The organism is Ochrobactrum sp. EDr1-4 (genome assembly GCF_049199085.1).
Classification (GTDB): domain Bacteria; phylum Pseudomonadota; class Alphaproteobacteria; order Rhizobiales; family Rhizobiaceae; genus Brucella.
The window spans coordinates 608,086-631,063 of sequence record NZ_JBLZOF010000002.1 but is presented as its reverse complement, the minus strand read 5'-3'; the positions used below and the strand labels follow the sequence as shown (position 1 = coordinate 631,063).

The window sequence follows — 22,978 nt, the reverse complement described above, 5'->3', positions numbered from 1 at the left end:
GTGGCTTGTCATCCCGACCGTTAAGTCCATTGAGAGGGGCGCGAAATCAATGCGCCCGCACCAGAATGGATACGGGAAAGGCATAATCATGAATATCAGCGCCGGGACACGCAGATTTGCGTTGCTGCTTGCGACAACAGTTCTGTCAGTGGCAACTGATGCTTCAGTGTTTCTCACGAACGCATATGCTCAGGCGGCTGCTGAAAAAGTTCATGACTTCAATATTCAGTCGAAATCTGTTCGCCAGACACTGAATGATATTGGCCGTATTTCCGGGGTAGCCGTGGTTTTCAATGAGACAGCCTTAGCGTCCAAGGTTGCCAAAACAGTCCGTGGATCAATGTCCACGTCTCAGGCAATCGCTACAGCTTTGGCCGGAACTGGCTTAAACTGGCGATTTACAAATGCGAATACAGTTACAATCGTTGACCCAGCGTCTACATCATCGGGCGTAGTTAGTGCGCCTGATGGTACGACTGTTCTGAACACCATTACAGTCGTCGGACAGGGATCAGTTACGGAAGGCTCCGGCTCTTACACAACGGGCGAAATGTCGACGGCGACGGGGCTAAACCTCTCAATTCGAGAAACGCCGCAGTCAGTCAGTGTGGTGACAAATGCGCGGATACGGGACGCGGGTATGGTCACGGTTGAAGATGCCTTAGCGAATACGACAGGCATCACCGTTGGCGCAACGGGTGGCGAGCGAAGCAATTATTTTGCGCGCGGATTTCAGGTCGACAATATCATGGTCGATGGCCTTACCATTAGCCAGGATTCAGACGTTGTCGGCTCTTCAACACTTGCAATGTATGATCGGGTTGAGGTTGTACGAGGGGCCACAGGTCTGCTTGAGGGAGCGGGAAACCCATCGGCATCTATTAATCTGGTTCGGAAGCGCCCGACAGCAGAGCGACAGATCATCGTGACGGGAACAGCGGGTAGCTGGAATAACTACATGGGGACGCTTGATGCCGGTGGTTCCTTAAATGCTGAAGGCACACTCCGCGGGCGTATGGTCACATCGCTGCAGGATTCGGATACATTCACGCAGGATTACGAACGACAGCGTCAGCTATACTACGGGATCCTTGAAGCTGATCTGACTGAAGATACGATGCTGACATTGGGCGGTTATTATAACCGTGAGAAAAGCCCGGGTGCGGATTGGAATGGCTTACCAACCCGTCCTGATGGCAGTTTTTACGACTTTGATCGCTCTGTTCGTTCAAGCCCATCATGGACCTACTGGAACAAGGCGAACACCAATGTCTTCGGTGAAATTAAGCATGAGCTCGACAATGATTGGGTGATTAAACTCAAAGGAAGCTATCTTGACGCTAAGATGGATATGCTTGGCGCTTCACTGTATCGCCTAGATCCCGCCAGTGACGAATTGCAATACAATATTGGCAAATACGATTATCATCACAAGCAGACTGCTTTTGATGTAAATGCTCAAGGTTCATTTGACTTGCTTGGCCGCACTCATGAACTGTCGTTGGGTGGTAACTACAGGCGTAATATCAACGATGATGGCCCTGGTGGCTGGCCATCCGAGTTTCCATATCAATTTGATCCGTTCAATTGGCAGCAATCAGTTGACGTTCCTATGCCCGATTTCAATTATATGTGGGAGCGACAGTCTAAAGAAGTTAACTATGGTCTTTATGGAACAGCCAAATTTAATGTGACTGATCCTCTTAACGTGTTTGTTGGGGGGCGACTGAGCTGGTACGAAACGAATACTTTTTTCCGTAGCGGCACTTATACAGAATCCACAGCGTTTGAGGCTGAACATAGGTTCACACCTTATGTTGCTGCAACCTATGATCTGAACGATATATTCACGGTCTATGGCAGCGTAACCTCTATCTTTAAACCGCAGAATTATACGGGAACAAATGGTTCGTTGCTTAATCCCGTGACCGGCACGAATTATGAGGCAGGTATCAAAGGTGAATTTCTTGGTGGTAGACTTAATGCGAGCTTAGCTGCATTTCAGATCGACCAGAAAAACTTGCCGGATCAGCTGCCGCCCTGTGACGGAGGCATTGAGTGTTACTCTGCGGCTGGGAAGGTTCGTAGTCGCGGATTTGAGGCTGAAGTTTCTGGTCTGATCACAGAGGACTGGCGCATCTTTGCTGGTTACACCTACATCAACGCAAAATATCTTGAAGATTCAACGGGTGGTAAAGCGGGTGACCGATATGGGAGAGACAAACCGCAGCATCTGCTCACGCTTTCAACGGTTTACACGCTCCCCGAAGATTTCAACCGTTGGCGTGTGGGGGCGTCTGGTCGCTTTCAAAGTTCAATCGAAGGTAACGTAAATGGCTATGTGAACGCAAAGCAGGATGCCTATGGTCTTCTAGATTTGGTGGTTGCTTACAGCCCGACGGAAAATAGCGATTTCAGGCTTAACGTGTATAATGTGTTTGATAAGTATTATTACAAAAGCGTTGGCTATACGGATAATGCCAATCTGATCGGAGCACCGCGAAGCTTCACCATAACTGGAACCTATAAATTCTAGAGTTTGCTGGGAGCGCGAAAGCGCTCCCAGCAGCGTCTTATTTTGGATTAAAGGCTCAATAATGCTGAAGTGCTACACTCTGATTGTCCGTTTTATTTCCATCGCTCTATTGCTGGTATCTCCTGTTAAATTTGCGCATAGCGAAAATGCAACGGCCACTGTGAGGGTGTCGCATGCGCTTGGAACTTCCGATATTTCACCATCGCCAAAACGTGTCATAACGCTCGGATGGAGTGGTGAAGACGTCGTACTCGCTCTGGGAACGGTTCCCATTGCAATGACCCGCTATGGTTCATTTCCCAGCGGAATGTTTCCATGGGATGAAGCTAAGCTGACTGGCGAAAGACCTCTTTTGCTTAGTGGCGATCTTAACTATGAGGCGATAGCAGCCTTAAAGCCTGATCTTATTGTGGGTATATATTCTGGCATAGACGCAGTGGCTTACAAACGGCTTTCGACAATTGCCCCAACAGTCGTCTATCGTTCTGGGCCGTGGCAAGCAGATTGGCGGGAGCAAACAGAAATCATTGGCGAGGCATTGGGGAAGCCTAAGGAAGCCCAAGCTTTAATCGCCGAAACAGACGTTCTGCTGGAAAGGTTTGGCAAAAATCATCCGGAACTTCAGGGTAAGACGTTTACGTTTGGCTCATATATGCCGGGCAGTTCCGGTATCATTGTTTATCTGCCTTCTGATCCACGTGTACAGGCACTGACAAAAATGGGGCTGAAGATATCTTCAGGCGTAGAGGCACTCGCCACTTCAGACCCTGATGAGACGTCGACTTCTGTTAGTCTTGAAAACGTCGGAAGTATTGATGCTGATATTCTGATCATGTGGTACGGGGAGGGTGCAAGGGATGCTGCTGAAACGCAACCTTTGTTCGCTGCACTCAACGCCGTGAAGCGGGGCTCTTATGTGGCGCTCGATGATCCTGTCTCGGTTTGGTCCACATCGGCTTTAAGTGTTCTCTCCATCCCCTATGGTTTCCCGAAGTTTGTCCCGCGTCTGGCCGAGGCTGCACGAAAAGCGGAACGGCAGTGATGCTGGGTGGGAAAAAGAGTTTCTTGATCTTGCCAACAATGTCTTGGGGGTGTTGAAAGAGGTTTGGTCTCAGCACATCGTGCCATTTGATTATAAAAATAAATATAATGCCGTTATTCATATCGACGGCCTATGCCAATCAATCGGGACTACGACATAGAGCACGGCTACTAATGAAGTATCCTGGTATGTTGAGTATAATTGTTTTTGTTTCTCAACAGAGCGATGTAAAATCTAAATAGGGATATATCACTTTGACCAATCAGCGGAAAATACAACGAACGCTTTCTTTAGAAGCTGATTTTCAGCCTTCAATTTCTCGATATTTGACCGCAGTTTTCTCAGTTCCACTTCCAGTTCGGCCTGCGTCATTGGTGTGTGATCGTCAGCTTTGGATTCATCAGCACCACTATCAAGCTCATTAATCGTTTCGCTGTCTTCTGGATTGGTATCCTGCTTCTTCACCCAAAGCCTTAAAGATTGCTCGCCGATATTAAACTGTTCGGCAATTTCTCTATAGATTGTGCGGTCACGCGGGTTTACAAGACGACGCTCATTAACGGCTTCGATTGCTTTGGTCCGAATATCTTCCGGATATCGTTTGGCTGAGAACAACCTGCGTTCCTTGATGTTTGCAATTCAGAGCTAAATCCGACTTTCAAGGTAGAAAATTCACCTGCAGCTGTCTATTGGCGCATGACATTGCGCCAGTTTAAGCATGAGACAATTTCCTTACCTTGATCGACAGGAAAATATAGTTAGAATTATTAATATCAAATTCCAATCAGGTAAAGTGCTGCACGTCGCGTCGCACCCCTATAATCCGAAAGTGTCTACTCTTTATGACCCAATTCAGCCCACTTGTTTCTACGGATTGGCTTGAAATGCACGCAGAGGATAATTCGGTGGTTGTTCTCGAATCGAGTGTATTCCTTGAACTGTCGGAGACATCTGAACGCCCTGAGTTCCGCAGCGGTTTGGATGCGTTCGAAGGGGAAGGGCGCATTCCGAAAGCGCGCTTTGCAGATATGTTTTCAGAGTTTTCAGATCCGAGTTCGGCCTTGCCGTTCACCCGGCCTAGCAAGACGCACTTCAATGCGGCTGCTGGAAGATTAGGAATAACATCTGACAGCCACGTAATTATCTATGATCGATTGGTCGGCCAGTGGGCCTCACGTTTATGGTGGCTATTCCGTAGTTTCGGCCATTCAAAGGTCAGTGTTTTGGATGGTGGCTTGAAAAAATACCTTCGTGAAGGTCGTAAACTAGAAGAAGGGCGCCCCTACCCATACCCCTTGGCTCAATATAGCGCGTCTTCTGATGGAAACTTTGTTGTTTCAAAGCAAGATGTTGTTCGAGCGACGGATTCCAGTTCTAAGGCGGATATCGTTTGCTTCTTGCCCGAAGATGATTTTGCTGGAAGGATTAACGTTCGGGAACGATTAGGCCATATTCCGGGCAGCTCGAATTTGCCATTCAAGAAGCTCCTTGATCCTGCAACCAATGGCTTGCAGCCGACTGAAAATCTCAGGCAGCTTTTTTCTGAAGTTATTTCGCTGGATGGGCGTCAGGTGATAACCTATTGCGGTGGCGGTGTTGCATCAACGCTCGGTGCACTTGCTCTGGCTGTGCTGGATTATTCTAACACTGCCGAATATGATGGTTCTTTGGCTGAGTGGGTTTTAGATACGACCTTGCCTATGGAAACGGGACTTGCGCCCACGTAACCTCGTTACTATGCTATTTAAAAGGTCGATTTCCCGGGCCAAATTGGGACCGGGTTATTTTTGCTATGCTGTCAAAAGCGATGTGTCTTTGTCACCGGACAGATAATCTAAAATTAGCGCATTTTTTATAAAACAATTTCTTTTATAATTATAATTATAATTACATAAAAATATGGATAGCTGCCAAGTGGCTGGCAGCGGGAGTTTGGCTCCGCCATAGTATAGAGAAATGCAGTGCCTGTCTTAAGCGACCGATCCCCAGATGAATTAGCGAGCTACCGACCGCACATTGTTACGGCGGTGGGCTTCGCCAGCACGTTCGAATTGCTGTTCAACTCTGAGACTGGTTCTGTGGACCATATCCATGGTTGAACTTGCATTTCAAAAACGTCCCAAACAGATCATAGCGATTGACATTAAAGGCTTGGCGAAGACCTTTGCATCAAAAGGTAGAGGAAACGTCCGTGCTTTGGCTCCGGTTGGTCTACAGATCGAAGCAGGGTCTTTTGTCGCAATTGTCGGGCGTTCCGGTTGCGGAAAATCGACTCTACTGCGTTTGATTGCGGGTCTCGAAAAGCCGACTGCGGGAAATCTGTCTGTTAAGGGAACGGATGGTGCAGAGCGTGGCGTGCGCTATGTCTTTCAAAACTATATCGAATCTCTTTTCCCATGGTTAAGTGTTGGCCAAAATATCGGATTTGGCCTTAGACATGCAAGCAATCGCAAAGACTTGGCTTCGGTTTCTGGTTCAAAGCGTCAGGAGTTGATCGAAGGCCATTTAGCTGAGGTTGGTCTTGCTGGAAAATCGTCCTTTTATCCATTCGAGTTGTCGGGTGGCATGCAACAGCGGCTTGCAATTGCGCGTGCAATCGCATCGCGACCGGAAATTCTTTTGCTTGATGAACCATTCAGTGCCATCGATGCGTTGAGCAGAGCTAATATGCAGGACCTACTTCTGCGTATCTGGAAGCAGCATAATCTAACGATTGTCTTTGTGACCCACGACATTGATGAGGCTCTGTATCTCGCAGACCGTGTCATAGTCATGAAAGAGCATGGCGCAGGAATTGATCAGGATATTACCGTTCCGATTGCGCGTCCGCGCGACCAGGTCGCGAGCCGCGAAGATGCTGGCTTCCTGAAGCTGCGCCGAGAGGTTCTCTATCGCCTGTTGGGAGAGGCTTCATGAGCACCAAGGCCACAAGTGCGCAAATCATCTCTATGGTTCAACATTATCAAGCCCCTCGTTCGGAGGCAGAACTAATCAGTGAGACAGGTGTGATCGTTAATGATGAGAGAGTGTCTAAAGACAGTTTTCTTTCGCGCTTCGTTTCCAGTCGAGCACTTGGTTGGACGGTCTTATGCGTATTGTTAGCTCTGTGGCAGGTATCAGCGTGGATACAGTATAATCCAACGGTGTCTTCACCAATCCAAATTGGACAGACGCTTGGCCAAGAACTTGCTGGCGGTGCGTTGCTCTGGGCTTTGCTGGATACGCTGCGACTTCTCGTAATCGGCTTCGCGATTGCCGCACCTTTTGGCATTGCACTTGGCTTTCTGATGGGTCGGGTACGCTTTTTCTGGGCGCTTCTTGAGCCTGTGGTGGAAATTGCCCGAGCCAAGCCGACAACTGCCATCATTCCAGTCCTGATCCTGTTTTTTGGCATCGGCGACACAATGAAAATTCTCGTGTTCCTGCTTTCAGCGATTTTTCCGTTGCTGATGACATCCTATGCAGGGGCGCAGAGCCTATCTAAAACGCTGCGAGAAACGGCGCAGACGTTCAAGTTAAGCTGGCTACAGACCCAAATCGAGGTCGCTCTGCCAGCAGCGCTTCCTTACATTCTTGTTGGTATGCGGCAGGCGCTAGGCACATCCTTGATGATGTCTGTGGTTGTTGGCATGGTCGCAGGCAATGACGGAATCGGCTTTTATATTCTCGAAGCCCAGCAATCCTTTAATATTCGAAAACTTCTCGCCGCGACCGTTCTCGTGGCAGCAGTCGGCTATTTGATCAATTCGCTCTTTCTGGTGCTCGAAAAGCGCTTCACGAGAGCGGGGCATACGCCGAACTGATCAATCTTCAGGAGAATTCCATGCCAGAAATCGGCGTTTTCAGCTTTGGCGATACCTATCCCAACCCGGTCACGGGTGAACGACAGACTGCTTATGATAATCTCAAAGATCTGCTTGAGCGTATTGAGCTTGCAGACCGTCTTGGCCTCGATTTTTTTGGGGTAGGCGAACACCATCGCCCGGATTTTTCGGTCGCTGCTTGTTCAACGGTACTTGCGGCTGCTGCGGCGCGTACCAAAACCATCCGTCTTGGTACTGCAACGATTGTTCTTTCAACGGATGATCCAGTCCGCCTTTACCAGCAATTTGCAACGCTGGACCTCTTATCGCATGGCCGTGCAGAACTCGGTCTTGGTGGCGGTGTATTTCTGGAATCGTTCGATCTGTTTGGCGTCGACTATGCGGATCGCAGTGCTTATTTTGATGAAAAACTCAACCTCATCGCCAATATTGACGCCCATGAGAATGTCACTTTCAAAGGTGTAAGCCGTCCCGCATTGGATAACTTGCTGGTCTGGCCGCGCCCATTGAGTGGTCATCTTGATCTGTGGCAGACGACTGGACTTTCGGAAGAGTCGTTTCTGCGCGCCGCAAAGCTCGGCTTTTCAGTGCAGACGGGCTCTAGAGGTCCCGATTTTGAGCGGCTTACAGAGCTTGTCACCCTCTATCGAAAGGCTGCATCAGAACTGGGACATCCGGCCAATCGCAGTCGTGTGGCACTGAGCGCGCATGGCTATATTGGCGATGACAATCAAAAAGCCATCGACAGCTTTTTCATTCATTATCAGACTTATGTTGCCAATATGCGCCTCAATCGCGGTAAACCAGTACCAACGCGCGAGCAGTATGAAGAAGCAGTTGAAGACCTGAACTCCAATATCATTGTCGGCGATGCAAAGCATGTTCTTGCCAAGCTGAAGCACCAGCATGCCCGTATTGGCCATGATCGCCATATTTTCCAGCTCGACTGGCGGGCAGTTCCGCATGCCGATCAGCTGCGTGCGATTGAAATCCTGGGGTCAGATATAGCGCCCGAATTTAAAAAACTGGACGCCGCAAGCAGCTCGCAAGCCGCTTGACCGGTAAAATCAGATATCGTTTTGTGAAAGTATCTCAAATGGTTGCAATATCCCGACGTCTGCTTTTGTCACTCGCAATCGCGACGGCTTTATCTCCGTCAGCATTTGCTCAAGAGCCAACTTTGGTACGGGTCGCGTTGACACCCGGTACTTACAACATCGCAATTGCGGAACAGGAGGGGTTTTTCGCGCGCCACGGCATCCGAACGGAGCTGGTACAGCTTGCAACCGGAACTGAATCCATTGCGGCGGTTAAAGGTGGCAGCGCCGATATTGCTTATGCTGATACTTTTGCTGGCGTAAATGCCATTCACAATGGCTTTGGTCTCAAGCTAGTCGCAGGCGCCAATCACACCAGCCAGGCAGTCAATTATCTCGTCAAACAAGACAGTGACATCAAGACGCCGGAAGACTTGAAAGCGCGCAAACTTGGTATTGGAGGGGTGCCTTTCTTCCGGGTGTTCGCTAACAAATATCTGGAAAGCAATGGTGTGCAGCCTGCAGATGTGAACTTTACCATCATCAAGCAAAGTTCTGCATTGCCCGAAGCACTGCAGAATGGCGCTGTGGACGCCATTCAATCACTTGGATTCATCGTTGCTTACAACAATGATGGCACTGGTGACGGCTATAATTTCCGTACTATTGGTGATCCGAGCACGGCGAAATACCAGAACCCTAATGCGGTTCAGGCTGGGTGGTGGACCTCCGCTGAATGGGCTGACAGCAATGCAGATACGGCACAGAAGTTTAGTGATGCGTATCGGGAATTTGCAAGCTGGTATGACAAACTTGATCTCGATAAACGCGTTGAGCTTGCTGCACGTTTTGACAAGCTTGATTTCGCAAAAGTAGCGAATGGCGACCCGGAAAAGCTCAAAAATCTGGCGTTTCTGACGACAGCTCGTTACGTTGAAGGCCCGGTTGATGTGAATGCAACTCAAGAGTGGATTGCATCGGGTGTGAAAGCCGCGCCTGAGCAAGTGCTAGAGAATGTTTCTATAGCCGACTATCTGCTGCCATCAGCCCAATAATCAAGCATGATAACAAGTCTCTTTCCACATGACTTCGTGGGAAGAGCAGGCCGTTGTTGGTCTGAGAGGAATATTATGACACAAAGCAAACGCCGGTTGCGGCTCGGCTATTCTATCTGGCCTACAGGTCATCATAGGACTGCATGGCGTCTTCCTGAAGCAAGCAACACTGGCACCGTTGATCCCGACTTCATGGCCGATACAATACGCACCGCAGAACGGGGATTGTTTGACTATTATTTCATTGGCAATGCTGTAAAAAGCGACCCGGATGCGGCGCGCTCTAATGGCAATGAAGTGTTCAAAATCGAGGGTTATGCCCTTGGTGGTTATGCAGCCGCTATCACCAGCCGTATCGGTATCGTGGTAACTATCAATATTACCTATTCTGACCCTTACAATACAGCGCGAGCTATTGTTTCGCTCGATCATTTAAGTCGCGGGCGTGCCGGACTGAATGTGGTTACAGGTGCTGCTGGCACCGATGCTGCGTTAAATTTTTCCCGGGCAGCGCATCCAAAAGCGGAAGAAAAATACCAGCAGGCCGACGAGTTTCTTGATGTTTTCAATAAGCTCATAACCAGTTGGGATGAAGACTGGCTTGTTGATGATCGCGATAATGGTGCTTTCCTTGATCCCAAAAAAGGTCGCCGGATTGATCACTCAGGCCATTTTTTCTCAGTGCGTGGGCCACTGAATGTTCCGCCTCCAATACAGGGCCGTATTCCGATCATTCATGCAGGCACCAGTGAGCAGTCATTTGAGCTTGGTGCGAAATATGCCGATATTCGTTTCAGCCCCTATCGTGGGCGCGACTGGAACAAGGCCTATTATAAAGACATAAAGAGCCGTTTGCCGAAATATGGGCGCAGTGAAGATGACCAGTTCATTCTGCCGGGCTTCACATTTTTCGTTGATGAAACAACGCGATCTGCACGTGACACCTATCGCATGGTGCAGAATTTTACGCTGGAAGAATATGCTCCCAAAGTCGTTTCCGGGTTTCTTGGGATAGAACTCGTTTCAGCAGACAAGCATGAAAAAGTGCTCAACATTGTCGATATAGAAAAGCTACGAAAAGAAGCGGCAGCACAGCCAGTACAGCTCAACGGGCAGCCGGGTCAGGCAGCCAACAAGCTTTGGGCGCTCGAAATGGCGCTTGAAAGCTTTGGCGACGTTGAAGCTGTAACGTTCAACGATCTTTATCATTACATCGTCAATTTTCCCGGAAATCAGGCGCCCGTCGTGGGTAGTGCGCGCGAAGTTGCGGACTGGATTGAAGAGCGGTTCGAAGATCGGGAATTTGACGGCGTTAAGGTGTTTCCACCTTATTCGCCACAGCCTCTGGCAGCGTTTGTTGATCTGGTTGTGCCAGAGTTGCAGAGGCGCGGCATCTATCGAACTGAATACGAGACAACAACGCTGACTGGCCATCTGGGCCTTGACGGTCGGAATAAAAATTGAGGGCGGGACATGACAGACAATAAGACCTCATCGATTATCGCAGCAGAAGAAGCAATCGCTCTTGTTAGAAAGGGCGAAGCTGTTGTTTTTCTCGATGTTCGTTTTGCACCGGGAAAAGCTGATCTTAAGCGCGGCTATGAAGAGGCTCATATTGCGGGCGCTCATTTTGTTGACCTTCCAACACAGCTGCAGGGGAAGGGGGGCGGGATCGCCGGCGCGCGACCACTGCCCAGCGTCGAGCAGCTTCAATCAGATATCACAGGGTGGGGTATCAGTTCCTATAGTAAAGTGATTGTCTATAGCAATGATACGCCAGCGGCAGCTGCGCGCGCATGGTTTGTACTCCGCTGGGCAGGTGTTGCGAACGTAAGCTTTCTTGATGGTGGCCTAACCGCATGGCAACAGGCTGGCGGCGATGTGAATGCCGATCTACCCAAGATCGGTGGTGGTGATTTTATCATCAACACGACAGGGCATTTGCCCACTGCAACTGCCGATGAAGTCGCGGAGCTCATCTCAGGTCAAGAAACTGTACTGGATGCGCGCCCTGCATCTGCATATGCAGGCGATGGTTCGGATAGGAACGGGCATATTCCAGGTGCTATTAGCCTGCCATCAAAGGCGTTGTTGGCTCTCGACGGGAAGCTGTTATCAGCCGCAGAAATCACAACTCTCCTTGAGGAGAAGGGGGTAAGGCCCGGTGATACAGTTGGTGTTTATTGTGGTGGTGGCGTGGCCGCTGCACTTGAAACATTGGTCCTGCGAGAAAATGGCGTTGATGCTCGGTTGTTTGTGGGGTCGTTCTCCGCCTGGTCTGCGGACCCTTCAAGACTCACAGAGAAATTGGCCTGACGTCATTAACAGCTGACACTAGACTTTGCCGACCGTGCCTTCGCAGGGTCGGTTTTTGCTTAACCGGATGTGCAAACATATTGTCTGATCGGAATATAGAATTATGAACAAGCCGATTGGTTTGAAAAGTCTGGACGGTGCCAGCGTTACAGTGCCGCGCAAACCAGACTGGCGGCGACAAGCAGCGATATTTGTTATCGGCGCCGTGCTTGCCGCTATCGCCTGTTACATCATACGTGGTGAGCAAGCCGTCGCTGATGGGGTGCACGAAGCTGGGAACCAACTTGGGGGCGTGGTTCTGCAACTTTTTTGCGGTATCGTGGTGGCTTCAGCAATCAGTGTTCTTGTTCCGCGTGATAAGGTGCGTGGCTGGCTTGGCTCTGAATCCAGGGCGAGAGGCTTAGTCATTGCCAGTGCTTTGGGTGCAATTATGCCCGGTGGTCCTTTTGCTTCCTTCCCTCTGGTATTGGCATTGGCCAAGGCAGGAGCTGATATTGGCGCGCTGATTGCGTTCTTAACAGCATGGGCTGCTCTCAGCCTGAGTCGTCTGCTGATCTGGGAAATTCCGCTGCTTGGCTTTGACTTCGGTATGCTGCGATTGGTCGCCAGTCTGCCACTACCATTGCTTGCGGGGTTTCTTGCGCGCTTTGCGGCTAGCAGAATTTTGAAGGGGCAATGGTGACTTGCATGGATAACAGTGAAATTTTCATGCTCGCTTTAGCCGTTGGTCTGGTCGCCTTTATATGGTGTAAACATCCCGACCGTATCAGTGTTCTGTTCCAGCAAATAAGAGATCAATCAAAGTCAATAACTGTTAGTGTTCCGGCAGGCTTTATCATAGCTGCATTTCTCAGTCGTCTTTTGCCTGCTGATCTAATCGGCTCTTTCGTAGGACGCGAAAGTGGCTTTACCGGCATTCTATTTGCCAGTGTCTTGGGTGCTTTTGTGCCGGGTGGTCCGATGATCTCTTTTCCTATCGCGCTGACGATCTGGAATACAGGGGCAGGTGAGGCGCAGATGGTAGCATTTCTGACGGGGTGGTCTGTGTTCGCGGTGCATCGGATTATTTCTTATGAACTACCTCTTATGGGTATTCGCTTTTTATGCATCCGCACTTTTTCTTCCCTACTATTACCACCGCTGAGTGGTGCTATTGCTTTGTTGATTGCAGGATAAGCTTTCAACATAGACGCAATAATTAAGCAGCCCGAATTGATTTCGGGCTGCTTTAAACAATCAGAAAGTGCGCTGCAATGAAACGCGGCCATGTAGAGCGTGTTTACCATCAAGGCTGCTATTGGAGTCGTTCCATTTAACATAGGCGATTTCTGGAGTTACTCGCAGCCCCTGTGTCAATTGATATGGGACTGTTCCTACAATGGCCAGATTGTCAGTTCCATCATATGAGACCTGCAAGTTCAAAGTCTGCTTCCTTGAAGCCTTATATTCTAAACCGCCCCAAAAAGCCCAATCTCCGCCCCATGTTCCGTAAAAGGCATCAATTTTTCTATAAGCTTCACCATTGGCTATCGCATAACGGTCGTGGTTCGATTTGTAGGCACCCTGCAACCAGATTGAGAACTGATCTGTAATTTTGAGATCGCCGCGAATTTTACCAGCCCAGGTTTCGTTGCGGGAGTCGTAGGCTGCAACGCCTGCAATACTACCCGAGTCACCTTTCCATTTTACGCCGCCTACAATGTGCGGAACGTAGTTATCAATGGTAACATCTGTGTTGGCTTCGGAGTTTCCGCCCTGTTCAAGCGAGAAAATTGCGGAGAACTGCTTGTTTGGCTCAAAGGTATAACTGATGAGATTGGTTCGATATCCACCAGCGAGAATGATATCGTCACTTAGGACATTCCCAAGATAGCCTGTGAAGGTAAGGAACGCAGATTCATCAAGACCAACTCGCAATCCACCTAGTTGAATATACGCGAAGCGAAATGTTGTTGTGTCATTCGCATTGAACCACTGATAGCGGATCTCGGTATGGGTTTTCAGATCGCCGAGATCTGTATGACTTGCCGTTGTAAAGCGAAATTGGAAACGTGTCTGACTGCGCCATGTGTCGGCTTTAACTGCGCTGGCGCGCGTCGCGTAAACATTGTCGCCACCAGTTGTCGCATTACGAATGTAGCCATGGATACGGACGCAGGTCTCGGTCCTCGGAATATAGAAATAGCCGGCACCATAAGCATCGCAAATCTTGACATATTCGGCAGGCTCCGCGTCAGGCCCCGGCTGAATTTCAGCGGCATAGGCCCCCCAAATGCCAAACTGAGAAAGGATCGTGGTAAGTGTGAGTGACTTCAGATTCATATAATTCTCCATCAAATTATATGAAATTTCTAATTATAATTATAATTTTTATGAAGGTAATTTGTCACAATAAACATATGGAATAGGGTTTTAATGACTGTTAGTGGGTCCAAAAACTGAAATTTGTATAATCGCGTGAATTATAATTATTATTTTAATATCGAGCGGGTTGCGACCAAGTCGAAATATGCCCGCCCGGCCAAACGCCATCTTATATTTCCAGATCGATCAACGTTTTAAGATCTCAAGGCTTCTGCCGCACTCATGCGCAGAGTCATTAACGCCGGAACCAGTGAAACCACCGCCGCAACCGCGATAAAGCCAATAGCAAGCCAGACATCGCTCATCGCAAACTCCACTGGCATCCTGACTGCTGTTGTTGCGGTGAGCCATGATGTGATGGCCCGCGCTGCCGCATAGCCAATTGCCAGCCCAAGAAAAATTCCGAGCAGCAGCAGGAAAAACAACTCGCCCCAGACAATCGCCATAATAGAGCGAACCGGCGCACCAAGCGCCCGCAGCGCACCGATCTGACGTTTTCTCGCGCCTATATGCATGACCGCAACCAACAACAAGGCGAAAACTACAATCACCTGCGTACCGATGGCGATACCAAGCAGCAGGCTGCGGGCATCTCCCAATGTGGAATAGAGCCTTGTGAGAACCTCTGCCGGGAAGATCGCTAATGTGCGATCAGAACGATATTCCTGGCGCAGCCGATAGGCATCCGCAATGGTCTTTGGCTTGACTAGAATAGCCGGAACACCGGGACTATCGGCATCGAAAGCCTCATCAAGCGGTGCATTGACGTCGATCTCGTGATCATGGTCATGCGGCTTTTCGTTGACCAGAACACCAAATCCGTTACCCGGCTTTTCAGCATGGTCGTCATGCTCGTGCTCTTCATGAGCTTCTATGCCATGCAGTTGCCAGACAGTGCGAATGGGAACCAGAATGGACCGATCCCATGCGGTGCCGGTCGGAGCCATTTTGCCAGCTACCTGATAGCTAACCTCGGTATGTGCATGTCCGCCGGTTTCAACCGTACCATGCATTGGATTGACTTTAGCCCCGACAGGTAGGTCGACTGCCGAACCGATAATTGCCTGGCCCAGACGTGCGAACATCGTGCCTTCGGCGAGCTGTGGTGACAGGGCGAAAATAAGCTCGGTTGTCGTGCCGACAATGGGAAAGCCCATCGCGCTGTCACCAAAGCCTATGGGTGCTGCGAAGGCCACGCGCTTATCATTAGCAAGTTTGCCCAGCATTGCGCCCGACATAAGCGGCAGAGGCGACGGCTGCAAAAAGACCGACGAAAGTGTGAGCTGCGTGTCACTTCCTGCAGCACCGATCACAAGGTCAAACTTGTCAGAAGCCCGCGCCGTGCCAAGCCGCACAGCGCGTTCCTGCAAGGTTACGACCGAACTTAATGCAACCGACAAAGCCAGCAGAACGATGATGGCGACGGCACCACTCCAGAAGCGGCGCAGATCGGCAAGAATGAATGCGATCATGACAATTCCATCTCCGCGCTGTCGCTTGCAATCTTTCCGCCTTCAAGGCGAATACGGCGCTGCAAATATTGCATCAGCTGCGGATCATGCGTGACGACCACCAATGTCGCCTTTTCTTCGGTCGCAAGCCGCACCAGAAGCTCGGCAACATCGGCACCGGTTTTCTGATCAAGACTCGCAGTCGGTTCATCGGCCACAATCACGCCGGGCTTAGAAAGAAGCGCACGCGCGATAGCCACGCGCTGCATCTCACCACGCGACAGCGTTTCGATATGTTGATCGGGACGGGTTATTCCAACTGTCTGAAGCAATTGAAGAGCGCGTGCGCGATGATCTGCACTCACCCTGCCACTGAGCTTAACCGGTAATAGCACATTGGCCAGTGCGGAAAGGCCGGGAAATAGGTGAAAATCCTGCATCACCAGACCGATGTTGCGCGCACGAAACGCATCGCGCCTGAAAGACGACAGGCTGCTGATTTCCGTTTCGCCCCACACGACTTTGCCGGCTTTAACAGGTTCGAGACCCGTTATGGCGTTGACCAGCGTGCTTTTCCCCGAGCCAGAGGCACCGGTAATTGCCAGATGGTCACCAGCAATCAGATCAAACTTTTCAATGGAAAGCACAGGGAGAGCCAACCCCGGAAAACGTACTTCCAGATTGGCAATATCGAGCGATAGGCCCGATGGCTTGGCAAGCATCATCATCAGACCGTTTTGAAAGAGGCATCACGCAGACGAAGCTGACTGACGAAGCCCGTTTCAGGGTCTGTCCATGAACCATATTCAAGCGTGCCGCGCGTCAGAATTGGCGCGTTGAACTGCACAAATGTCTGTTTGGATGCCAGATAAACAACCATGATATTATCGGGCCAGTCGGAATCCGACGAGCAGAATGGACAGATCGACATGGGAATTTCGGTCAGGACGAAGAAATTGGCTTCAGCCTTGAGCGGTGGTGCCATGAACCCGCTGATCGCCACTTGCCTGCCCGAAGCACTTTTGACCTGATCGGAAAACTCCAGACCCAGAACGCCAAAACTTTTATACAGATTATCAAAGCCAAGCTGCTCTGCGGCTTGTGCTCTGTTTGCAATGCACATCAAAGGCGCAGTTGCCAATGCACCAAGCATGAGTTGCCTGCGATTGAAATGCGATCCTGTGCGCATCGTGTACTCCTGAAGACAAGATGGGCAAGCGGGAAGCCCGCCTGCCCTTATTCAAACGAAGATTACTCAGACTTTGCTTTGCCGAGCGCGAAAGTGTCAGCCAGTACGCGGTAAACGTCGCTCTGTTCCATGTAGCCGCGAAGACCTTCAGAACCCGGGCCTGTTGCCTGTAGAACAACGTCATCGACAGCATGCACGCCGGTATCGTCTTCCTTAGGGATATTGCCCTGCACGAAAACGGCACCGGGAACGTCCTTGTATGCTTCGTTGGCTACGTATTCACCCTTCTCGTTCTTAACGGCAGGCACGAAAGCACCATCCATCTTCGGGCGGAAGGTTTCGTAATGATCAGGGCCGTTATTGGCGGCGAGGAACAAACGACGCGATACGTCGATGCGGTCTGGATAGCCATCACCATTGCTATCTACGTAGTTCGGGAAGCCCGCATTGTCGTAGGTGCCGACCTTCTCGCGCATTTCAGTGCCCGGCTTGTCATCATCAACCGTACCGATGATAGCAACGCCATGGGTATGATCGCCAGTTACGATGATCAATGTGTCCGGGTTCTTCTCAGCAAATTCGCGTGCAACACCAACGGCCTTGTCGAATTCGATGGTTTCAACCAGCGCGCGATCCCAATCAAGCGGATGGCTCATCTTGTCAACCGATGCGCCTTCAACCATCAGGAAGAAGCCTTCCGGATTTTTCGAAAGCTTATCCAAAGCTGTTTTAGTCATTTCGACCAGACCCGGCTGGTTCGGGAACTTGTCAACCGTGCCCTTTTTCAGAAATTCACGATCAAGCGTCACATCCATATTACCGGTATGGAAGAGGCCGAGCAGCTTGTCCTGATTGGATTCACCTGATGCAGCCAGCTCATCCTTGCTTGTGACCAGTGCGTAACCAGCATCCTTGAACAACTGGATATAATCCTTGTCGTCCTTGCGCTTCGAACCCGGTACGTCTTTAGCGAGGAAGTAAGCTGAACCACCGCCAAGAACGACGTCTGGTTTAACATTATACATCATGCCGACGATATCAGCCTTGTCAGCACGCTTGCGCGTATGGGCGACCAGCGCTGCCGGTGTCGCATCCTGAAGTTCTGAGGTCGAAACAATGCCGATGGACTTCTTGGTTTCGCGACGCATTGCTTCTGCAATGGTTTCGACCTTCGGGTCGTCCTGGCTGTCAGGTGTACGATCGGCATAAACGCCAAGTGCATTCACGCGTGACTTATGGCCCGTCATGTAAGCTGACATGGTGTTGGCGCTGTCGGTTGCAATCGAATGGGTTGAAGACGTACCAATGAAAGCAACAGGTGGAACGTCATCCATATTGAGGCGGCCATTGGCCTTACCTTCGCTCATGCCCTTCGACATGATGCGCGCGCCGGTACGGTGAGCAACCGAAAGACCATCTGCAATCAGGAAGATGATGTTTTTCGCTTTGGCTTCATTGCCGGTCGAATACACATCCCAGTTGACGGACTTTGTTTCATTGCCAGCGGAAACTTCAACCTTATAATCGCCAGCCTTGCCGATTTTCAGGTCGCGCAGGATGAGGGCCGAACCCAGAACCTTGTCTTCAGCGCCTTTTTCTTCAGCGGTAAATTCAGCCTTGCTGCCAAATACAGCTTCATAGTCCTGGCCGTTGACGGTAACTTTCACGTCCTCTGGCTTAACGACCTTATCGAACTCGACCTTAAAGTCGAATGGCGAATTGACAAGGATTGTCGCCCGGTCAATCGGATATACGGTTGCGGCACCAGCCGCAGTCGTCAACATGGTTGCCGATGTGAGAGCAAGAAGCAATTTGCGCATATCAGAAAATCCCCACTGTGTAATGCGTGTGGGGAGGCTGATAAGAAAACTAGATGACAGTGGTATAACAGTCAGCAGATTTTTTGGTGAAAGATGATTTGCCAGCTACGGAATCTTGCAAATATTCCCCTTATTTCATGTGTCTGTAAAAAAGCCGAGTTAGCCTATGCGGATCAATCAGACAGGTGACATATGATAAGCAAAACGCTCTCGATCATTCCATTGACCATAATTCTGCTCAGCACAACCTTGCCTGTCTTTGCGCAAGAAAAAGTGCCCGCTTTGGTCGGCGAGCTTGTTCTGCCTACCGGCCTGAAACTCAATGGCGTTGAGTTTGGCGGCATTTCCGGCCTTGATTATGATCCGGCCCAAAATGTCTATTATGCGATTTCCGATGACCGTTCAGAGAAGGCACCTGCCCGTTTCTACAAGCTTAAACTTGATATCGACGCATCCGGCATTCACGGACTGGATATTCTGGAAACGAATACCCTGCTTGATACCGAGGGAAAGCCTTTTGCAATCAAGGATGTCGATGCGGAAAGCATTCGCTTCAACCCTGAAAGCCAGACGCTTTACTGGTCCAGCGAAGGCGACCGCAAAGGCAAGCCTTCTGTTCGTGAAATGAAGCTCGATGGAAGCTTTGTTCGTGAGTTCAAACTGCCGGAAGCCTATTTGCCAGATGAAAGCAAGTCACGTGGCACCCGAAATAACCTAGCTTTTGAAAGCCTTGCCATCACTGCTGACGGCAAGACGCTGCTTGCAGGCACTGAAAATGCGCTGGCCCAGGATGGTGAGATTGCCACAATTGATAAAGGCAGCAAGTCGCGCATCATTTCCTTCAATATCGCATCGGGCGAAGCGACCGCCGAGCATGTCTATGAAACCGATGCCATTTTTGCGAAGGCAACGCTGCCGCCTTTCTGGAACGACAATGGATTAAGCGAGTTCATGACGGATGGGTCGAACCTTCTGACTGTCGAGCGGAGTTATGCTCATGGTGTCGGCAACCGCATCAGCATTTATCGCGCATCCTTCGATGGTGCGACTGATGTGAACGGCAAATTATCGCTTGAGGGGATTGCAGCCACACCCTTGAAGAAAGAACTCTTGCTGCGTCTTGATGAAGGTACGTTTGGCCTTGATATCGACAATATCGAATCCATCACATGGGGTCCGGAAATCGATGGTGCGAAAACGCTGGTGATCGCGTCCGACAATAATTTCAATACCGACCAGTTTACCCAGTTCATCTTGATCAAACTCCCATAGCAGCTGTCATCAAACCTTAATCGTGATGATAATCACCCGTCACAGGGCCCCTTTAAGGACCATTGCGTTTGTTTTCGCAATTTAGGGGGTCCCTTATGCGCCTTGGTTATCTTCTCGCTTCCATTGCCACGATTGCTATGACGTCTTCCGCCATAGCTGAAGAGACATTCACCGCTAAACTGGCAGGTCACGCCTATCTGCCGGCTCTAACGCTGATAACACCGCCTGCCGATGCACCCCGCGACGCCTGGGTTTCCGGCAAATTCACCGGCAAGACACGCAATGACAAGCCGATGAGCGTCATGGGCGATGTCGGCAAGGCCTATGGCAGCCACACCACCGGCATCTCGCTTCCCTTCATCGGCCAGCCAGTACAGGGCATGTCAGGTTTCGCGATGAACCGCGCAGCCGATGGCAGCATTTTTACACTGACTGACAACGGCTTTGGCACCAAGGCCAATAGCCCGGATGCATTGCTGTTCTTCCACCGCATGAAGCCTGATTTTGAAACCGGCAAAGTTGAACGCGTGGAATCAGTATTTCTGAGTGATCCCGACAAGAAAGTGCCGTTTCGCATCGCCTATGAAGGCACTGATGGCCGTTACCTGACGGGTGCGGATTTTGACCCGGAAAGCATTCAGTATCTCAATGACGAAATCTGGATTGGCGATGAGTTCGGCCCATACATTATTCGCGCTGGTCTCGATGGTCGCGTGAAAGCTGTCTATCCAACCATGCTTGACGGCAAGCAGTTGATGGGTCCGGATACACCGGGCGTCGTCGTGCCTGCGGTCGCTGGCAAGGATTTCCGTGTTCAGCGTTCGGGTGGTTATGAAGGCATGGGGCTTCAGCCAAGAACCAACCAGCTCTGGGCCATGCTTGAAAAGCCGCTTTATGACGACGCAGGCAAGCCGGAAGGCGATTTCCTGCGTGTTATCACTTTCGACACCGACAAGGGCGAATGGACCGGCAATAGCTACCGTTTCCGTTTAGCTGAAGGCGCAGCCGCTATCGGCGATTTCAACTTTATCGACGACACCCGTGCATTGGTCATCGAGCGTGACAATGGCGAAGGCGATCCAAGCCTTGAATGCAAGACCGACGATCTTTCGGCCTGCTACCCGCTGCCAGCCAAGGTCAAGAACATCGTTCTCGTCGATACATCGAAAATCGACGCCGACGGCTACATCCATCGCATCGGTCATATCAATCTGATGGACATTCAGGATCCTGACAACAAGGCAATCCTGAAGACCGCAGCAGCACGCGACCTTAAGGGCAAGTTTACCTTCCCGTTCTTCACCATTGAAGACGTGATGCGCGTCGACGATACACATATCCTGATCGCTAATGACAATAATCTGCCATTCTCGGGCGGGCGTCAGATCGGCGAAGCTGCGAATAACGAATTCATATTGCTGAACGTTGCGGAACTACTTGCAGCGAAATAAACTTGCTTGAATTTCACATGGACGCATTAGTCATTATGTGACGCGATCCAATATTGTCGATAAGGCGGCCACTGCACCTTTTGTAGTGGCCGCTTTTCCAATGTTTATGTTCGATAGGCGCTTACCCGATTATAAATCTTGCTTTGATCGTTTGCTGAACGACATGAGTTATTTAAAATTGACAAAAAAACCGGAATGTTTAGTAAAAGGCACTTAATTATTCGAGATAATAGTGAGGAGTAATATTATGTATTTACGGTCGGTTAGTATCTGTGTATCTGCCATTGCATTCTCAATGGCGCCAGTGGCTGCTGACCCTTTGCAAGTGCGCGATATTAGCAATACACAACAAATTTCCGTGCAAGCCAGTAGTTTCGAGAAAGATCTCGCTTATTTGGGTATCTCTGCCAAGTTAACGTGCGAGTTAATGGTCGGCATACGGAATCAGGAGCGGAATGAAAGCTTTGGCGCTATCTGCGATATGACGTTACCTGGAAAGAAGCCAACATCTATCATGTTGTGCAATGACACGATGATTGGAACGCTGACCATTAAGGCTTCAGGTTTCAGCATAAATAAAAGCGAGCTGATAGAATTTACCAAATTCAACTGTATGCCTTGAGCAAATCTTGATATTGCGCAGCGATAATTCGCTGTTTGGTTGCAATTGGATATGTTATTCAGTTATAGCTTTCAATACTATGCCGCCGTTTGAAAGCTATTATTGATATGTTGTATGAGCTATGTATGCATAGCTGGAGGATGTTTAACAGAGATATCTGTTATTGTGATCTTCTCTGTTTTTAAAGCAATTAATGGTAGTATTGTAATATTGTCTATTTATAAAGAATACAGTAAAGTGGCCAACGAATTTAGTAATTTGATATTTTTTAACGTTATATTTTATTTGCATTATATCAAATAAACGTATTTCTTGATCATCATATGTCTGACGTGGGGGTCATTTGATGGTCGTTAATATAAAAGGTGCATGCAACCTTGTGAGAAATCACAAAAAAACGTTGCTGATTTCCTCTCTTATCATCTTTGTTGGATCGGGAGGAGCTGTCGCTCAAGAAATTACCCAGCCAATTATATTGAATAGCGGGTCACAAGAAATTTCTGGGCAGATAATCAATATTTCATCGGATAGTAATCCAGCAATAAACATCAAAAGCTCTACCCTTACGATTGATTCTTCTGATCTGAATTTAGAGAGTGGAAAGTACACTGTTCAGGCGGGTGTTGGTGCAACAGTTAGTATCACAGGACAAGAAGGTCGCCCTGCTCTTGTCGCAGCTACAGATAAAGACGGTTCCGCAGTTTACGGTCAGAATAATAGCAATATTTCTCTACGCAATCTTACTATTAGAACAGTTGGTGCCAGTTCTGTCGGCGTTATTTCGCGAGGCACTTTCGGCAGCCTCAATGCGACACTGAATTTATCTGATAGCATAATTAAGACTGTCAGCGGACGCGGTGTTGTTGTCAGTGACTCCACTGCTTTTGCAGAGAGTTTTAATATTTCAACCGGTTGGGATGAGGGTGTAAGTGCACCGTCGAGCAAAACTCATCTTTTCGGCGTATATGCCGAGAACAAAAACTTTTTGACACTGAACAA

20 protein-coding genes are annotated in these 22,978 nt (G+C 49.5%); 14 read left to right on the top strand and 6 right to left on the bottom strand.

The features are described 5' to 3' along the window. The first annotated feature begins 88 nt into the window (after nt 1–88). Nucleotides 89–2,536: a TonB-dependent siderophore receptor gene (locus tag ACOZHT_RS09355; RefSeq protein ID WP_339512336.1), complete on the top strand. Its 2,448-nt coding sequence runs from the start codon at nt 89–91 to the stop codon at nt 2,534–2,536. Nucleotides 2,537–2,597: 61 nt separating this feature from the next. Continuing rightward, complete coding sequence (locus ACOZHT_RS09350) at nt 2,598–3,578, top strand: iron-siderophore ABC transporter substrate-binding protein (protein WP_339510303.1); 981 nt, start codon at nt 2,598–2,600, stop codon at nt 3,576–3,578. Nucleotides 3,579–3,827: 249 nt separating this feature from the next. Here the strand turns inward: ACOZHT_RS09350 and ACOZHT_RS09345 are convergent, their stop codons facing one another. Continuing rightward, nucleotides 3,828–4,193 (bottom strand): hypothetical protein, encoded by a 366-nt coding sequence (locus tag ACOZHT_RS09345; RefSeq protein ID WP_339510301.1) that lies wholly within the window; start codon nt 4,191–4,193, stop codon nt 3,828–3,830. A 227-nt stretch (nt 4,194–4,420) separates the two neighbouring features. On the opposite strand from ACOZHT_RS09345, the gene ACOZHT_RS09340 reads away from it, so the two are divergent. The 9 genes from ACOZHT_RS09340 to ACOZHT_RS09300 all read left to right on the top strand — a co-directional run bounded on the left by ACOZHT_RS09340 (nt 4,421) and on the right by ACOZHT_RS09300 (nt 12,986). Continuing rightward, a complete protein-coding gene (locus ACOZHT_RS09340) occupies nt 4,421–5,305 on the top strand; it encodes a sulfurtransferase (protein WP_339510299.1) in 885 nt (294 codons plus the stop codon). Between the two features lie 364 nt (nt 5,306–5,669). Then, entirely contained in the window at nt 5,670–6,494 is an 825-nt protein-coding gene (locus tag ACOZHT_RS09335) for an ABC transporter ATP-binding protein (RefSeq protein WP_339510297.1), read from the top strand. Then, nucleotides 6,491–7,381 carry an ABC transporter permease gene (locus ACOZHT_RS09330; RefSeq protein WP_421565638.1) on the top strand — a complete coding sequence of 297 codons (891 nt, stop codon included), beginning with the start codon at nt 6,491–6,493 and terminating at the stop codon, nt 7,379–7,381. The genes ACOZHT_RS09335 and ACOZHT_RS09330 overlap by 4 nt, the downstream gene beginning before the upstream one ends. A gap of 20 nt (nt 7,382–7,401) precedes the next feature. Further along, on the top strand, nt 7,402–8,460 hold the full coding sequence (locus tag ACOZHT_RS09325; RefSeq protein ID WP_339510293.1) for an LLM class flavin-dependent oxidoreductase: 1,059 nt from the start codon (nt 7,402–7,404) through the stop codon (nt 8,458–8,460). Nucleotides 8,461–8,498: 38 nt separating this feature from the next. After that, on the top strand, nt 8,499–9,494 hold the full coding sequence (locus tag ACOZHT_RS09320) for an ABC transporter substrate-binding protein (RefSeq protein WP_339510291.1): 996 nt from the start codon (nt 8,499–8,501) through the stop codon (nt 9,492–9,494). Between the two features lie 75 nt (nt 9,495–9,569). After that, nucleotides 9,570–10,958 (top strand): NtaA/DmoA family FMN-dependent monooxygenase, encoded by a 1,389-nt coding sequence (locus ACOZHT_RS09315; RefSeq protein WP_339510289.1) that lies wholly within the window; start codon nt 9,570–9,572, stop codon nt 10,956–10,958. Nucleotides 10,959–10,967: 9 nt separating this feature from the next. After that, nucleotides 10,968–11,810, top strand: coding sequence for a sulfurtransferase (locus ACOZHT_RS09310; RefSeq protein WP_339510287.1), 843 nt, complete (start codon nt 10,968–10,970; stop codon nt 11,808–11,810). A 103-nt stretch (nt 11,811–11,913) separates the two neighbouring features. Further along, nucleotides 11,914–12,492: a permease gene (locus tag ACOZHT_RS09305; RefSeq protein ID WP_339510285.1), complete on the top strand. Its 579-nt coding sequence runs from the start codon at nt 11,914–11,916 to the stop codon at nt 12,490–12,492. Nucleotides 12,493–12,497: 5 nt separating this feature from the next. Then, nucleotides 12,498–12,986 carry a hypothetical protein gene (locus ACOZHT_RS09300; protein WP_421565637.1) on the top strand — a complete coding sequence of 163 codons (489 nt, stop codon included), beginning with the start codon at nt 12,498–12,500 and terminating at the stop codon, nt 12,984–12,986. A 60-nt stretch (nt 12,987–13,046) separates the two neighbouring features. Here the strand turns inward: ACOZHT_RS09300 and ACOZHT_RS09295 are convergent, their stop codons facing one another. From ACOZHT_RS09295 to ACOZHT_RS09275, 5 genes are all read right to left on the bottom strand, one after another. After that, nucleotides 13,047–14,132: a porin gene (locus tag ACOZHT_RS09295; RefSeq protein ID WP_421565636.1), complete on the bottom strand. Its 1,086-nt coding sequence runs from the start codon at nt 14,130–14,132 to the stop codon at nt 13,047–13,049. A gap of 236 nt (nt 14,133–14,368) precedes the next feature. Beyond that, nucleotides 14,369–15,646: an ABC transporter permease gene (locus tag ACOZHT_RS09290; protein ID WP_339510279.1), complete on the bottom strand. Its 1,278-nt coding sequence runs from the start codon at nt 15,644–15,646 to the stop codon at nt 14,369–14,371. Next, nucleotides 15,643–16,353: an ABC transporter ATP-binding protein gene (locus ACOZHT_RS09285; RefSeq protein WP_339510277.1), complete on the bottom strand. Its 711-nt coding sequence runs from the start codon at nt 16,351–16,353 to the stop codon at nt 15,643–15,645. The genes ACOZHT_RS09290 and ACOZHT_RS09285 overlap by 4 nt, the downstream gene beginning before the upstream one ends. Beyond that, nucleotides 16,353–16,814: a hypothetical protein gene (locus ACOZHT_RS09280; RefSeq protein ID WP_339510276.1), complete on the bottom strand. Its 462-nt coding sequence runs from the start codon at nt 16,812–16,814 to the stop codon at nt 16,353–16,355. Before ACOZHT_RS09280 ends, ACOZHT_RS09285 begins: the two co-directional genes overlap by 1 nt. Before the next feature lie 62 nt (nt 16,815–16,876). After that, nucleotides 16,877–18,634: an alkaline phosphatase gene (locus tag ACOZHT_RS09275; protein ID WP_339510274.1), complete on the bottom strand. Its 1,758-nt coding sequence runs from the start codon at nt 18,632–18,634 to the stop codon at nt 16,877–16,879. Between the two features lie 192 nt (nt 18,635–18,826). Here ACOZHT_RS09275 and ACOZHT_RS09270 point away from each other — a divergent pair, with 192 nt between their 5' ends. The 3 genes from ACOZHT_RS09270 to ACOZHT_RS09260 all read left to right on the top strand — a co-directional run bounded on the left by ACOZHT_RS09270 (nt 18,827) and on the right by ACOZHT_RS09260 (nt 21,979). Then, nucleotides 18,827–19,906 (top strand): esterase-like activity of phytase family protein, encoded by a 1,080-nt coding sequence (locus tag ACOZHT_RS09270; protein ID WP_339510272.1) that lies wholly within the window; start codon nt 18,827–18,829, stop codon nt 19,904–19,906. A 95-nt stretch (nt 19,907–20,001) separates the two neighbouring features. After that, entirely contained in the window at nt 20,002–21,357 is a 1,356-nt protein-coding gene (locus ACOZHT_RS09265) for an esterase-like activity of phytase family protein (RefSeq protein WP_339510270.1), read from the top strand. A gap of 247 nt (nt 21,358–21,604) precedes the next feature. Then, nucleotides 21,605–21,979 (top strand): hypothetical protein, encoded by a 375-nt coding sequence (locus tag ACOZHT_RS09260; RefSeq protein ID WP_421565635.1) that lies wholly within the window; start codon nt 21,605–21,607, stop codon nt 21,977–21,979. Nucleotides 21,980–22,978 lie beyond the last annotated feature (999 nt).

What these genes read in the sequence shown, in the direction of transcription:
- ACOZHT_RS09330 (WP_421565638.1), top strand. Translation starts at nt 6,491, where the DNA reads ATGAGCACCAAGGCCACAAGTGCGCAAATCATCTCTATGGTTCAACAT.
- ACOZHT_RS09335 (WP_339510297.1), top strand. Translation starts at nt 5,670, where the DNA reads ATGGTTGAACTTGCATTTCAAAAACGTCCCAAACAGATCATAGCGATT.
- ACOZHT_RS09290 (WP_339510279.1), bottom strand. Translation starts at nt 15,646, where the DNA reads ATGATCGCATTCATTCTTGCCGATCTGCGCCGCTTCTGGAGTGGTGCC.
- ACOZHT_RS09265 (WP_339510270.1), top strand. Translation starts at nt 20,002, where the DNA reads ATGCGCCTTGGTTATCTTCTCGCTTCCATTGCCACGATTGCTATGACG.
- ACOZHT_RS09310 (WP_339510287.1), top strand. Translation starts at nt 10,968, where the DNA reads ATGACAGACAATAAGACCTCATCGATTATCGCAGCAGAAGAAGCAATC.
- ACOZHT_RS09320 (WP_339510291.1), top strand. Translation starts at nt 8,499, where the DNA reads ATGGTTGCAATATCCCGACGTCTGCTTTTGTCACTCGCAATCGCGACG.
- ACOZHT_RS09280 (WP_339510276.1), bottom strand. Translation starts at nt 16,814, where the DNA reads ATGCGCACAGGATCGCATTTCAATCGCAGGCAACTCATGCTTGGTGCA.
- ACOZHT_RS09355 (WP_339512336.1), top strand. Translation starts at nt 89, where the DNA reads ATGAATATCAGCGCCGGGACACGCAGATTTGCGTTGCTGCTTGCGACA.
- ACOZHT_RS09295 (WP_421565636.1), bottom strand. Translation starts at nt 14,132, where the DNA reads ATGAATCTGAAGTCACTCACACTTACCACGATCCTTTCTCAGTTTGGC.
- ACOZHT_RS09300 (WP_421565637.1), top strand. Translation starts at nt 12,498, where the DNA reads ATGGATAACAGTGAAATTTTCATGCTCGCTTTAGCCGTTGGTCTGGTC.
- ACOZHT_RS09305 (WP_339510285.1), top strand. Translation starts at nt 11,914, where the DNA reads ATGAACAAGCCGATTGGTTTGAAAAGTCTGGACGGTGCCAGCGTTACA.
- ACOZHT_RS09315 (WP_339510289.1), top strand. Translation starts at nt 9,570, where the DNA reads ATGACACAAAGCAAACGCCGGTTGCGGCTCGGCTATTCTATCTGGCCT.
- ACOZHT_RS09260 (WP_421565635.1), top strand. Translation starts at nt 21,605, where the DNA reads ATGTATTTACGGTCGGTTAGTATCTGTGTATCTGCCATTGCATTCTCA.
- ACOZHT_RS09325 (WP_339510293.1), top strand. Translation starts at nt 7,402, where the DNA reads ATGCCAGAAATCGGCGTTTTCAGCTTTGGCGATACCTATCCCAACCCG.
- ACOZHT_RS09340 (WP_339510299.1), top strand. Translation starts at nt 4,421, where the DNA reads ATGACCCAATTCAGCCCACTTGTTTCTACGGATTGGCTTGAAATGCAC.
- ACOZHT_RS09285 (WP_339510277.1), bottom strand. Translation starts at nt 16,353, where the DNA reads ATGATGATGCTTGCCAAGCCATCGGGCCTATCGCTCGATATTGCCAAT.
- ACOZHT_RS09350 (WP_339510303.1), top strand. Translation starts at nt 2,598, where the DNA reads ATGCTGAAGTGCTACACTCTGATTGTCCGTTTTATTTCCATCGCTCTA.
- ACOZHT_RS09270 (WP_339510272.1), top strand. Translation starts at nt 18,827, where the DNA reads ATGATAAGCAAAACGCTCTCGATCATTCCATTGACCATAATTCTGCTC.
- ACOZHT_RS09275 (WP_339510274.1), bottom strand. Translation starts at nt 18,634, where the DNA reads ATGCGCAAATTGCTTCTTGCTCTCACATCGGCAACCATGTTGACGACT.